The sequence below is a fragment of the Commensalibacter communis genome, assembly GCF_947179015.1.
In the GTDB taxonomy this organism is placed as follows: domain Bacteria; phylum Pseudomonadota; class Alphaproteobacteria; order Acetobacterales; family Acetobacteraceae; genus Commensalibacter; species Commensalibacter communis.
Genome location: NZ_CAMXCM010000001.1, coordinates 755,851 through 769,041 on the forward strand (window position 1 = coordinate 755,851; position 13,191 = coordinate 769,041).

At 38.3% G+C, this 13,191-nt stretch carries 12 protein-coding genes; 11 read left to right on the forward strand and 1 reads right to left on the reverse strand.

Going from position 1 to position 13,191, the window contains the following annotated elements; genetic code table 11:
- Window positions 1-41 precede the first annotated feature (41 nt).
- The 11 genes from PQG54_RS03580 (at window position 42) to PQG54_RS03630 (ending at window position 12,701) form a co-directional block, all read left to right on the forward strand.
- Window positions 42-920 carry an SPOR domain-containing protein gene (locus PQG54_RS03580; RefSeq protein ID WP_271788845.1) on the forward strand — a complete coding sequence of 293 codons (879 nt, stop codon included), beginning with the start codon at window positions 42-44 and terminating at the stop codon, window positions 918-920.
- A gap of 13 nt (window positions 921-933) precedes the next feature.
- Window positions 934-2,160, forward strand: coding sequence for a D-alanyl-D-alanine carboxypeptidase family protein (locus PQG54_RS03585; RefSeq protein ID WP_271788844.1), 1,227 nt, complete (start codon window positions 934-936; stop codon window positions 2,158-2,160).
- Window positions 2,161-2,247: 87 nt separating this feature from the next.
- Window positions 2,248-2,886: a dTMP kinase gene (tmk, locus tag PQG54_RS03590; RefSeq protein WP_271788843.1), complete on the forward strand. Its 639-nt coding sequence runs from the start codon at window positions 2,248-2,250 to the stop codon at window positions 2,884-2,886.
- A gap of 23 nt (window positions 2,887-2,909) precedes the next feature.
- Window positions 2,910-3,836, forward strand: coding sequence for an AAA family ATPase (locus PQG54_RS03595; RefSeq protein ID WP_271788842.1), 927 nt, complete (start codon window positions 2,910-2,912; stop codon window positions 3,834-3,836).
- Entirely contained in the window at window positions 3,833-5,368 is a 1,536-nt protein-coding gene (metG, locus tag PQG54_RS03600; protein ID WP_271788841.1) for a methionine--tRNA ligase, read from the forward strand. Before PQG54_RS03595 ends, metG begins: the two co-directional genes overlap by 4 nt.
- A gap of 5 nt (window positions 5,369-5,373) precedes the next feature.
- Window positions 5,374-6,162 (forward strand): TatD family hydrolase, encoded by a 789-nt coding sequence (locus tag PQG54_RS03605; protein WP_271788840.1) that lies wholly within the window; start codon window positions 5,374-5,376, stop codon window positions 6,160-6,162.
- Between the two features lie 2 nt (window positions 6,163-6,164).
- A complete protein-coding gene (locus PQG54_RS03610) occupies window positions 6,165-6,956 on the forward strand; it encodes an MBL fold metallo-hydrolase (RefSeq protein ID WP_271788839.1) in 792 nt (263 codons plus the stop codon).
- 235 nt (window positions 6,957-7,191) lie between these two features.
- Entirely contained in the window at window positions 7,192-9,396 is a 2,205-nt protein-coding gene (parC, locus tag PQG54_RS03615) for a DNA topoisomerase IV subunit A (protein ID WP_271788838.1), read from the forward strand.
- 93 nt (window positions 9,397-9,489) lie between these two features.
- The gene (locus PQG54_RS03620; protein WP_271788837.1) at window positions 9,490-10,323 is read left to right on the forward strand and encodes an SDR family NAD(P)-dependent oxidoreductase; all 834 of its coding nucleotides are present in this window, start codon (window positions 9,490-9,492) and stop codon (window positions 10,321-10,323) included.
- Window positions 10,317-11,834: a class I adenylate-forming enzyme family protein gene (locus PQG54_RS03625; RefSeq protein ID WP_271788836.1), complete on the forward strand. Its 1,518-nt coding sequence runs from the start codon at window positions 10,317-10,319 to the stop codon at window positions 11,832-11,834. Before PQG54_RS03620 ends, PQG54_RS03625 begins: the two co-directional genes overlap by 7 nt.
- Window positions 11,835-11,975: 141 nt before the next feature.
- Complete coding sequence (locus tag PQG54_RS03630) at window positions 11,976-12,701, forward strand: pirin family protein (RefSeq protein ID WP_271788835.1); 726 nt, start codon at window positions 11,976-11,978, stop codon at window positions 12,699-12,701.
- A 143-nt stretch (window positions 12,702-12,844) separates the two neighbouring features.
- Here the strand turns inward: PQG54_RS03630 and PQG54_RS03635 are convergent, their stop codons facing one another.
- Window positions 12,845-13,144, reverse strand: coding sequence for a hypothetical protein (locus PQG54_RS03635; protein ID WP_271788834.1), 300 nt, complete (start codon window positions 13,142-13,144; stop codon window positions 12,845-12,847).
- Window positions 13,145-13,191 lie beyond the last annotated feature (47 nt).

Below are 13,191 nucleotides of genomic sequence, written 5' to 3' on the forward strand. Positions count from 1 at the left end.
ATTTTATTTTTTGAATGGCTGTAATGACCATGAAATACCCAATGATAAAAACATACAGTTTTGCGTTTGCAGCTTTGTTGCTGGCATCTTGTTCTAAACAAGATGCTTCCACTTTACCTCAAGTAAAACTTCATTATGAGACAGGTCAACCATATCAATTAGGGGAACGGTGGCTATACCCCGAAGAAAATTTTGCATATAGAGGATCAGGTCTTGCTATTGTTTCCTCTAAAAAAGCCAAACAAGCCACAGCTGACGGTGAAATCTATTCCCCTCAGTCTATGACTGGTGCTCATCCTACGTTACAATTACCCGCTATTGTAAATGTCCGTAATTTAGAGAATGGTCGGGAAATTACGATCCGATTAAATGATCGTCCAACCTCTACTTCGGATAGAATATTAGAGCTGACCCCAAAAGCAGCTGAGTTATTGGGGATTGCTAAAAATTCCACTGCTAAAGTTGAAATCATCGAAGATGAAAAACGCAGTCAAGATCTGGCTTTTAAAATGCCGAATGGTCCTCAGACGCAAATGCAGGTCAGCACAGCACCATTGGATACGATCAAGGTTGAAAATTTGGACGGATCTCAATCTTCAAATTCCAATGCACATCCTATTGAACAACCTGCGGAAAACAGTATAAAAGGATTATTGTCTTTAGATGAGCTTCCTGTTGAATACCGTCAAGGTGCTGCAACGGGTGGTCAATTATGGATTGATGGTGGATCTTTTACTTCGAGTGTTTATGCTAATCGTTTAGCCGCAAGAATGGGTGGTCGTTTAGTTAATACTTATACTGGGGGGCGACGTGTTATCAGGGTTCGCTCTGGACCATATAATACTGTCGAACAAGCAGATCAAAACTTGGATTCTTTATTAAAATCTGGCATAAAAGGTGCCAAAATTATTGTTGAATAGGGATAGAATAAGCGTGCAAACTCGTAGATCATTATTAACTGGTGCTAGTGGCCTTGCTTTTTCTTTGGCCGTAATGAGTTCTTCTCCAGCTGAAGCAAAAAAAAACAATCGTAAACAAGCTGCTGCTCCTGCACAGCCACTAGCCCCCAGTGGCCCCCCAGCTAATACGCCTATTGGGCCATTTGCGACTAGTGCACAATATGCATTTATTATGGACTATAACACAGGTGCTGTTTTGTTGGATAAACTGGCAGATCAGCCGATGCATCCATCCTCTTTGACAAAAATCATGACATGTTATGTCGTGTTTGCTATGTTGCGCACGGGACGTATTAAACTGGATCAACTTTTACCCGTCAGTGAAAATGCGTGGAGAATGCAGGGTTCAAAAATGTTTGTGCCCTTGAATGGACAAATCTCTGTACAAGACCTTATCCAAGGTGTGATTATCCAATCTGGGAATGATGCATGTATTGTTTTGGCAGAGGGGATAGCAGGGTCAGAACAACAATTTGTTGCGATTATGAATGATTGGGCACCTAAGTTAGGTTTGAAAAATACGCATTTCTTGAACTGTACAGGCTGGCCTAATGATAATCATTTAATGTCTGCACACGATATTGCATTGATTGCATATCATCTTATTCATGATTACCCTGAATATTATCATTTCTTTTCCGAAAAAGAATTTACATTTAATAATATTACCCAAGGCAACCGCAATGTCTTGGTTGATAAAGGATTAGCGGATGGTTTGAAAACAGGCCATACGGCCGCGGGCGGATATGGACTCTGTGCCAGTTCTGAACGAAATGGTCGTCGTGTGATTATGGTTGCTAATGGCATGTCTTCTATGAATGAACGTGCGCATGAATGTGAACGTTTATTGCAATGGGCATTTAATCAGTTCGAGAATGTTAAATTATTCAACAAAGGTGAGGTTATTGAAACTGCACCTGTATGGATGGGAACTTCTCCAACTGTGCCTTTGGTTGCTGGTGAAGATTTAGTGATGACGTTACCCGTTGGTTGGCGTAATAAAATGCAAGTTACCTTGGATTATAACGCTCCAATTGCAGCGCCTATTACCAAAGGGCAAGCCGTTCAAGCCTCTTTATCTGTTCAAAATGGTGGGCAAGCTATACAGATTCCTGTTATTGCAGGTGAAACTGTTCCAAAGTCTGGCATGATTTCCAGAACCTTTAAAAATATTGGTTATCATTTCGGAAAAAAAATATAGTGCTTTTGTGAATGAAGAATAGAAAATGTAATTGATTACTTCTCTATTTTTCATTTTATAAAATAAGAAGGAGAGTATGATACAGCAATGGCAGGTTATTTGATTACTTTCGAAGGTGGAGAAGGTGCTGGAAAATCAACGCAATCTAAGCGTTTGTATGAAGCATTTGAAAGAGATGGTCGAAAAGTTTTATTGACCAGAGAGCCTGGTGGCACAAAGGGTGCTGAAGCTATTCGAGAGTTGTTGCTGTTTGGTGGTTATTCTTTTTCTTTACGTTCTGAAATCATGGCGCATTTTACGGCACGTTGCGATCATGTAGACCAAATTATTAGACCGGCATTGAGCCAAGGCTATATTGTTATTTGTGATCGTTATATTGATTCTACGTTGGCCTATCAGGGGTATGGTCTAGGTAAAGGGGATCAAGACCTCATTCAATATATTAAACAGCTTTCTCATTTAATTGCTTTACAACCAGATCTGACCTTAGTTTTTGAAGCCCCTTATGACGTTATGAGAGAGCGGTGTCATGCCCGTCAAGGCAGAGTGGATCGTTACGAACAACTCGATGAGAATTTTCATTATCGTGTGTTAAATGGGTTCAAACAAATTATGATTGACCATCCCAATCGGTGCGTCAGAGTAGATGCATATAGAGATGTGGAAATGATTCATCAAGATGTGTATGATATTGTATCTCGTCAACTGTTTGAATCGAAACAATGATACCAAGGCAAAATGATCATTTATTGGGACATAAAAAGGAATATGCTTATTTTCAACAAGCAATTGCGAAAAATAAGTTGCATCATGCTTGGCTGATTAGTGGTGATGAAGGAATAGGAAAGGCAACCTTTGTTTATCATTTAGTTCGATTAATCTTGGGACAAAGTCCAGCGGCAATTAGTCGTATTAAAGCAGGAAGCCATGCTGATTTATTAGTAGTTGGTCGTCGTATCGATGAAAAAAAGAATCGATTACGTTCTGAAATTTTGATGGATGATATCAAAGCCGTTGGAGAATTTTTACGCCTAACCCCAGCAGAGGGTGGGTGGCGTATTGTCGTGATCGAAGATGCGGATTTGATGAATCGTAATGCGGCCAATAGTTTATTAAAATTGTTGGAAGAGCCACCCAAAGGGGCTTTATTATTTTTAATTACAACTCATCCCAGTCGGTTACTCCCAACAATCTTAAGTCGATGCCGGAAAATGATTTTGCATGGATTATCTGTTGAAGAGATGGAGCAGGGCTTATCTGTTTTAAATCCTCAATTATCTAAAATAGATCAAAGTAAAGCGATCCAAATGGCTGATGGTTCTTTGGGCAAAGCGTTACAATTGTTGGAGAGTGGACATTTAAATATAAAGGACATTGTCGAAACACTTTTCAACCAGCCACTCAAGGGTAAAGAAATCTATAAGCAAGCAGATTTGATATTACAAAAAGAAAATGGCTTTTCTATTTTTCTTGATTTAATAACAGAAGCTATTACTGCACGTATTCGCAAAGCCGTGCAAGAACATAAAAATGAATTTGGATATCCTATGCGATCTATTTCACAATGGATAGAAATATGGCAAACACTTTTAAAGTGGCATAAAGAAGCCGAATCTTTTAACCTAGACAAAAAACAAACACTCATTTCTGAATTAAACCTTGTAAGTGAACTATGAAACCTCATTATATGATTACTACCCCGATTTACTATGTGAATGGGGCCCCACATGTTGGTCATGCTTATACGTCGATTGCTGCTGATGTTTTAGCGCGTTTTAAACGCCTAGACGGCTATGATGTGTTTTTTTTAACGGGCACCGATGAGCACGGTCAAAAAGTAGAGCAAGCAGCTCAGGATAAAGGTCAATCAGCGCAAAATTTTGCAACGATGGTATCTGCGCAATTCCGCAATATGGCAGATCAACTGAACATTTCTTATAATGATTTTATCCGCACCACTGAAGAACGACATGTCAAAAGTTGCCAAGCATTATGGCAAAAAATTGCAGATGCAGGTCATATTTATCTTGGAGCTTACGAAGGTTGGTATTCATTGCGTGATGAGTGCTATTATGGTGAAGATGAGCTGACGACCGCTGAAGACGGAAGTAAAATTGCACCAACAGGGGCTGAAGTAAAGTGGTTAAAAGAGCCTTCTTATTTCTTTAAACTTTCTGCATGGCAAGACAAGTTATTAGAATTTTATGAGCAACATCCTCATTTTATTGGCCCAGAAAGTCGTCGTAATGAGCTGCTGAGCTTTATTAAATCTGGATTACGAGATTTATCTGTCAGCCGAACCAGCTTTAAATGGGGCATTCCAGTTCCTGGTGACGATGACCATGTGATGTATGTATGGTTTGATGCGCTGACGAATTATATTTCAGCTCTGGGTTATCCGAATATAGAAAACTCTGACCTATGGCGGTTTTGGCCTGCTGATTTGCATTTAGTTGGTAAAGAAATCTCTCGTTTCCACGCGCTTTATTGGCCAGCATTTCTAATGGCTGCTGGTTTAGAAGTTCCAAAACGTATTTATTCTCATGGCTGGTGGACGGTCGAAGGTGAGAAAATGAGTAAATCAGTTGGGAATGTGATTGAACCGTTGAAACTCGTTGAAGAATTCGGGCTTGATCCTGTTCGCTTCTTTTTACTGCGTGAAGTTCCATTTGGTGGAGATGGGGACTATAGCCGGCAAGCCTTAATCAATCGTATGAATAACGAATTAGCCAATGATTTAGGGAATTTGGCTCAAAGAACTCTTTCTCAAGTCATGCGAAACTGTGAAGGAAAACTGCCTGAAATTGGGCAACGTAACCAGGACGATGAGGCTTTACTTTCCAAAGCAATCTTATTGCCAATTTTGTTGCGTGAACAAATGGATCGTCAAGCGTTGCATGAATCTTTGGAAACGATTTGGAAAATTATTCGTGCTTCCAACGCTTATATCGATCATCAAGCCCCTTGGACATTGAAAAAGACGGATTTGGAACGAATGAATGTTGTGTTAAGGGTTTTGGTTGATACGCTGCGTATTATTGCAACATGTTTACAACCCTTTATGCCAGGGGCAATGGATAAATTATTGACGCAATTGGGTGTTACAGAATCTGAACGTCAGTTATCAGATCTTGAAACTCTTATTCCTGCGGGTCGAGAGCTTCCTGCACCTTCTGGTATTTTCCCAAGATTTATAGAGGCTGAATAATTCTGATGCGTTTAGTTGATTCCCACTGTCACCTTGATTTTTTTTCAGACGAAGAACTTGTAACTCTGTTAGATCATGCAGAAGAAGCAAAGCTAGGAGAGGTCGTAACGATTGGCACACGCATATCCAAAGCGGATATGCAAAAGCGTATTACGACGTTCACCCGACCTGATTTAAAAGTATGGTGTACGGTTGGAACGCATCCTGAATATGTTCAAGATGAAGCCTTTGCGACTGCGGATGAAATAGCTGCCTTAACCGATCATCCGCAGGTGATTGGTATTGGGGAAACGGGGCTTGATTATTTTTATGGTGAGCCGCATGTGTTCATCAAACAGCAAGAATTTTTTAGAGCCCATCTTCAGGCAGCTCAGAAAACACAATTACCCGTTTGCATCCATGCTCGTGAAGCTGATGAAGATATTGCGCGAATTTTACAAGAAGAAACACAGAACGGGGGCAGTTTTCCTTTTTTAATTCATTGTTTCACGTCCAGTCTTGCTTTGGCTCAAGCAGCTATTGATCTTGGGGGATATATCAGTATTTCTGGAATTGCGACCTTTAAGAAAGCACAAGAATTACGGGATGTCATTGTTCAACTGCCAAGAGATCGTTTATTAGTAGAAACAGATTCGCCTTATCTGGCACCTGTTCCTTACAGAGGGAAGCGCAATGAGCCTGCCTTTGTTGCACATACGGCGAAATATGTTGCAGCGTTATTGGATATGGCTGAATCAGAATTTATCGATCAAACGACAAGTAATTTTCATCGTTTATTTACGAAAGCAAAATAAGAATGAAAATAACCTTTTTGGGATGCAGCGGTTCAGGTGGTGTGCCAATGGTTGGTGGTGAAGATGGTAAAGGAGAGTGGGGGGCTTGCGATCCTTTGGAACCTAAAAATCGTCGCACTCGTTCTTCTGTTGTGATTGAAACAAATCTTGGTAAGCGGATTATTATTGATACAGGTCCTGATATTCGCGAACAATTATTACGTGAACAAATTAGCAAGCTCGATGCAGTTATCTATACACATGCACATGCAGATCATATTGCGGGTTTGGATGAATTACGTTCTATTAATCGTATGATTGGGAAACCTATTCCAATTTATGCGACCTCTGAAACACTGCAAGAGCTAGAAAATCGTTTTTCGTATGCGTTTAAACCTTGGACAACTGCGCCTCACTTTTTCCGTCCTGCTTTAGATGTGAATATCGTTGGATATGGTGATGTATTTACTGTTGCAGAAGAAACCATTCAGACGTTTGAACAATGTCATGGGTTTGGTAAAACGCTTGGGATCCGCTGTGGGTCGGTTGCATATTGCACAGATGTGATGGATATTTACCAAGATGGATTGGATATTTTGCAAGGTGTAGAAACTTGGATTATAGGATGTTTTCAACGAGAACCCCATCCTGCCCATGCTTGGGTTGATAAAGTCTTGGAATGGCGTGAAAAGATTATGCCTAGAAGAACGATTTTAACCCATATGGGACCTGATATGGATTGGGAATGGTTAAAAAGTAATCTGCCTGATGGTATAGAGGTTGCTTATGATGGGTTAAAGGCTTATTCTTTGTAATTGTTCTAGAATATATTTTTGTTTTTATAAATAACAGAATGAAAATAAATCGGGAAAGCTAAAAGAGATTTTATTTAACTTTGACGCTACTAAGTGTATTGTTGCTTATTTATATCATAACTTACTATCAAAAATATAAAAATTATAATAAACACATAATTAACTTAAAACCTAATGGTTAAATCCCTAACTATAAATAAAATATATTGTAATTTAAGAATTAAGAGCTTGAAGAATGACGATTGAAAACGAAGGCTTAATCAAAGAAACCCCACTGGCAACTGCATTAAGCGAGCGTTATCTAGCTTATGCATTGTCAACGATTATGTCTCGGTCTTTACCAGATGTGCGGGACGGATTAAAGCCAGTTCATCGTCGTTTAGTATTTGCTATGCGCCAATTAAAGTTAGATCCAAAGTCTGGGTTTAAAAAATGTGCACGGATTGTGGGGGATGTGATTGGTAAATACCATCCTCATGGGGATGCGTCTGTTTATGAGGCATTGGTTCGTTTGGCACAAACCTTTGCGGTTCGGTATCCTTTGGTTGAAGGTCAGGGCAATTTTGGTTCTATTGACGGCGATAACGCAGCAGCGATGCGATATACGGAATCTCGTATGACTATGATTGCTCAGGCTTTGCTCGAAGGAATTGACGAGAATGCAGTCGACTTCCGTGATACGTATGACGGTGAAGAAGAAGAACCGATTGTTCTGCCTGGGGCATTTCCTAATCTATTAGCAAATGGTGCCAGTGGAATTGCGGTGGGGATGGCAACCAATATTCCCCCTCATAATGCAGGTGAGCTTTATGCCGCTGCAATGCACTTAATTAAAAAGCCTGATGCATCAACAAAAGACTTACTACAATTTGTTCAAGGTCCAGACTTTCCCACAGGTGGAGAGATTGTTGAAGATCAGGAGATTATACTAAACACCTACGAAACAGGCCGCGGTTCTTTGCGCCTTAGAGCGCGGTGGGAAGTAGAACAAGGGCGATTTGGTACGTGGCAAGTTGTAATTACTGAAATCCCATATCAAGTTCAAAAATCTAAATTGATTGAGCAAATTGCTTCGTTGATGGAGCAAAAAAAACTTAATTTACTGGCTGATATTCGTGATGAAAGTACTGATGTTGTCAGACTGGTTCTGGAACCTAAAAATCGTACGATTGAGCCTGAAGTCTTAATGGAATCGCTTTTTAAAGCCACTGCTTTAGAGGGACGTTTTTCCTATAATATGAATGTTTTAGATTCCAAAGCTGTTCCTAAAGTAATGGGATTAAAGGAAATTTTACGTGCTTGGTTGGACCATCGATATGATGTATTGGTTCGTCGTAGCCAACACCGCCTTAGCGCTTTGGAACGTCGTTTAGAGATTTTACAAGGACTACTGGCGGTTTATCTCAACCTAGATGAAGTTATACGAATTATACGTGAGGAAGATGAAGTTAAAACCGTTTTAATGCAGACTTTTAAACTGACAGATTTACAGGCTGAGTCAATTTTAAATATGCGTTTGCGTAGCTTACGTCGTTTGGAAGAAGATGCTATTCGTCATGAATATGATGAGCTTTCTGCTGAAAAAGAAGCATTAAACGCGTTGTTAAATGATGAATCCTTATGTTGGAAAAAAATCTCTCAAGAATTAAAAGAGGGTAATAAACAATTCGGTTCAGGTGTTTTGGGACAACGTCGCACGTTGATTTCTGGTGCACCGAAGGCAGTTGACGTGGTTGAAGTGCTGGAAGAAGTTGAAAGAGAACCGTTAACCATTATTTTGTCTCAAAAAGGATGGATTAAAGCGTTAAAAGGGCATGCTCTGGACTTGACTTCACAAAAATTCAAAGAAGGCGATCAGTTCGAAACGTCCTTAGAATGCCAAAGCAATGATCGCATTTGTGTCTTCGGCAGTGATGGGAAAAGCTTTAATATCAAAGCCTCTGATTTGCCACGTGGTCGCGGGGACGGGCAACCTATTCGTTTACTGGTTGAACTTTCTAATGATGCGACTATTCTGGCTTTGTTTGTGCTAGATGAGAATGGTAAATACTTACTGGTATCGGATAGTGGACGTGGGTTTATTACCGAAGGAAATAATCTATCAACCGATCGTAAAATAGGTAAACAACTTTTAAATCTTAAAGAGGATGAAAAAGCAATTTATTGTTTGCCGATCAATGGCGATTATGTGGCCATTGCAAATACTGCGAGCAAGTTCTTAATTTTCCCAATAGAGCAAATTCCTGAGTTGAAAAAAGGTGCTGGGGTCATTTTACAAAAATTAGGCAAAGGAAAACCAAAACTTGTTGCGATTTTCTCCTCTGAAGAAGGGTTAGTCATTTCTGACAAAAGCCGAAAAAGAAGTTTAGAGGACTTAAAAGACTTTGTAGGTAATCGTGCGGGTGTAGGGAAAAAATCACCCAACTGGTTAAGAGGATAATTTTACTAATGAATAAACATGGAAAATGGATATTATTTTCCATGTTTAAATTTGATTATGTCGTTTTCAATTGCTTGAATAATGGAAAATGAGTTGAAGCGCATTATCAAAAATATCTTATTTCCCAAGGTTAAAATCAACCAAGCTTTATTAGCTGAGAAATTACACAAGAAAACTATTGTGATTACAGGAGGGAGCTTCGGAATTGGGGAGCAGCTCTGTCGTCAATTGTCAGAGATAAATTGTCAGCTTGTCATTGTGGCAAGGACAAAAGAAAAACTCCAACAAATTCAACAAGAGTTACAGAATAAACCAGCAACAATTTATATATTTTCTGCTGATCTATCGGATGAAGTACAACTCGATCAGTTTATACAATATTTACAACAATATTCGGTCGATATTGTGATTAATAATGCTGGGAAATCTATTTGTCGTCCTATTATGCAATCATTAGATCGTTTCCATGATTTCCAACGAACGATGCAATTAAACTATTTTGCGCCTGTGAAATTATGTTTAGCGCTTATCCCGCAATTAGAAAAAAATAAAGGTCATATTATTAATATTTCGGCGATTAATGTATTGTTGGCTCCAACAGCATATTGGGCGGCGTATCAGGCCTCAAAAACGGCTTTTGATCAATGGTTGCGGTGTGCAGAGGCAGAGTTATTGATTGAAGGCATTAAAATCTCTACTGCTTATTTACCTTTGGTTAAAACACGGATGATAGAACCAACAGCAGCATATCAGCATGCGCCAACCATGTCTCGCCAACAAGCAGTGGATCATATTTGCCAGTTAATTATTGAGCAACGCGCTTATTATAAACCTTGGTGGACTTTATTAGGACAAGTATCCTCTGTGTTTTTTGCCAGGAATTGGGTAAAGTTGATGCAATTTTATTTAAAGAAAAAGAAATGTTAAAGGGCATTAAAGCACTTTATCAGATCAAATTACTGAGCTTTAATGGGCTTTGGTATTTAATAAACGCTATTCATGCTGTTGGCATGAATTTAATGGCACTGTTGTACGTGGCACAAAAATTATATCCCAACAGAATAGCTTTTCAGGATGATACCGATCAGATTACATATCGTGATTTATATTTACAATCTCAGCGATTAGCAGATCAACTTTATCAACATTACGATATCCAACCTCGCCAAAAAATAGCAGTTATTGCCTATAATCATTTATCGTTGGTGCATAGTTTATTTGCGCTCTCTGTGTTAGGTGCAGATATTTACCTAATCAATGCAGAAATATCACCCACACAATTTCAGCGTTTAAACGAAAAACATCAATTTAAGTGGATTATTCATGATCCAGAGATCCAATATGTGTCTTTAGATCAAAGCATCTTTATGGATCATCATTTGTCCATATCGATTAATTCTTTATTGAAAGAAAAGAATTACCTGCTACATCAGAAAAGAAAAGTTCGGCATTTCTCTAAAATCATAGTGTTGACGAGCGGTTCAACTGGAAATTTTAAAAGTGCGGAACGATCTTCTAAAGTTGGCAACTTCCTTATTCCATTTTATCAATTACTAGCTCAGCTAAATTTATATCGTTATCAATCAATTTATATCGCCACGCCGATTTATCATGGATTTGGTATGGCAACGTTATGTATGGCGGTCATATTAGGGGCAACAAGTTATCTTCAAAAGAAATTTATCGCTCAAGATGCTTGTGATTTATTGGAAAAGCACCAAATCGAAGTCGTTACTTTGGTTCCCTTAATGTTAAGCAGGATGTTGAGGTGCGACGAACGCAAGTTACGTTCTTTACAATGTATTATTACAGGCGGTGCAGCCATAGCAGAGCCTTTGGTTAATGAAACATTGTCCAAATTGGGAAATATCCTATTTAATTTATATGGTACATCAGAGGCTGGGGTCTGTATGATTGCTACACCGAATGATTTACAAAAATCTCCTAAAACAATAGGAAAACCAATTCCTGGATTACAAGCTAAAATTGTAGAAAATGGTCAAACAATGACTGATGGTGTGGGAGAGTTATATATAAAATGCGCGTGGTCTATCCAGAGTAAAATATGGATAAAAACAGGAGATTTAGCTTTTAAAGATTTGAATGGATATTATTATTTGCAAGGACGAGCAGATGATATGATTGTCTCTGGTGGTGAAAATGTTTATCCATACAGTTTGGAGCAGACTTTGATAAATCATCCTATGGTTGCAGAGGCTTTTGTTCTGGTTATTTTCGATAGTGAATTTGGTCAAAGATTGGTTGCTTTTATTGTCGTGGAAAAGAATCAAAGCATATCAGAAGAGGAATTGTATGCTTGGTTGAAAACTAAAATTGCACGTTATCAAATGCCCAAAAGAATCCTATTGATTGACGAAATTCCAATCACGATCATCGGCAAGCCAGATAAGAAAAAATTATTACAATTATTGACTTAAACAAGTCCTTTAAACATCTGTATGCCTAATTATCGTTCTGTGAGTTAAAACTGTTTTGACCAATTGCTCTCTATTTTGATGTGTTTTCTGTCGATATATATAAGTTATTAAAATGATAATAACGATATGAAAGATAATATCATGATTGAACAAAGATTTGCTAATCAACGTGGGTTTTCAGATCACGGTTGGTTAAAGGCAAGATTCACTTTTTCTTTTGCCAATTATTGGGATCCAAAACAAATTGGCTTTTCTGACCTGTTAGTCATTAATGATGATCAAATCGCGTCAGGCAGGGGGTTTGGCACGCATCCTCATAAAAATATGGAAATCTTTTCTTATGTTCTGGAGGGTGCCTTAGAACACAGAGATTCTATGGGGAATGGGTCGATTATCAAAGCTGGTGACATTCAATTAATGAGTGCTGGCTCTGGGGTAACCCATAGTGAATTTAATCCATCTTCGACTCAAAAAACACATTCTTTGCAAATATGGATTGTTCCGAATGAAGAAAATACCAAGCCAACATACCAACAACATCATATTCCAAATGAATTAAAAAGAGGCAAGTTACAGCTGATTATATCCCCTGATGGAGAAAATAATTCCCTTTATATCCGTCAAGATATCAAAATATATTCAGGTTTATTTGATGGTGAAGAGCAGGAAATATTTAATATCCCTGAAAATCGTTATGTGTATCTTCATGTTGCGAGAGGTAGTTTAAAAATCAATGATTTAATATTTAATGCAGGTGATGGGGCTCGTATCCGTCACGAGCAGCAATTGCACTTCAATCATGGTCAAAATGCCGAAGTTTTATTATTCGATATGCGTCCTATAGAAACAAATTGTCCCTATATGTAATTAATGGGAATGTAAATAATATCGAGCTTGATATTTCTCTAAGAAATCGATCATGATGTCGGCGAATTGTTTGGCGGTTAATGTCGGTCTAGGATCTTCATATTTTATTGTTGGTTGTTTTAATAAACGTAGAATTATATTTTTCAGAATCCTATGAATAGAAACGATGATAAAGGCGAATAAAAAAATGGAACTAGCGGGATTAATAAAGCATTCATTTCAGATTTAAAGTATTTACCATATGGAAAATATTCTGCAAAATAGTCTACGGGCAAACCAATAGCGTTAGCACTATAAGTAATGAGAAACTCTGCATCTATACCATAGAACTCATATTCTCCTTTATTAATAATGAGGTCTGGGGAAAATTCTTTATAGGAAATACCGCCTTCTTTTCGAATAACTCTGTAAATTTTCAAGTAAAGTAGGTCTTGTTCATTCATTATATTTGTATCGTTTATTTATGCTCCTTTGTATACAAAGGAGCATT

What these genes read in the sequence shown, in the direction of transcription:
- parC (WP_271788838.1), top strand. Translation starts at nt 7,192, where the DNA reads ATGACGATTGAAAACGAAGGCTTAATCAAAGAAACCCCACTGGCAACT.
- tmk (WP_271788843.1), top strand. Translation starts at nt 2,248, where the DNA reads ATGGCAGGTTATTTGATTACTTTCGAAGGTGGAGAAGGTGCTGGAAAA.
- PQG54_RS03630 (WP_271788835.1), top strand. Translation starts at nt 11,976, where the DNA reads ATGATTGAACAAAGATTTGCTAATCAACGTGGGTTTTCAGATCACGGT.
- PQG54_RS03605 (WP_271788840.1), top strand. Translation starts at nt 5,374, where the DNA reads ATGCGTTTAGTTGATTCCCACTGTCACCTTGATTTTTTTTCAGACGAA.
- PQG54_RS03610 (WP_271788839.1), top strand. Translation starts at nt 6,165, where the DNA reads ATGAAAATAACCTTTTTGGGATGCAGCGGTTCAGGTGGTGTGCCAATG.
- PQG54_RS03635 (WP_271788834.1), bottom strand. Translation starts at nt 13,144, where the DNA reads ATGAATGAACAAGACCTACTTTACTTGAAAATTTACAGAGTTATTCGA.
- PQG54_RS03625 (WP_271788836.1), top strand. Translation starts at nt 10,317, where the DNA reads ATGTTAAAGGGCATTAAAGCACTTTATCAGATCAAATTACTGAGCTTT.
- metG (WP_271788841.1), top strand. Translation starts at nt 3,833, where the DNA reads ATGAAACCTCATTATATGATTACTACCCCGATTTACTATGTGAATGGG.
- PQG54_RS03580 (WP_271788845.1), top strand. Translation starts at nt 42, where the DNA reads ATGATAAAAACATACAGTTTTGCGTTTGCAGCTTTGTTGCTGGCATCT.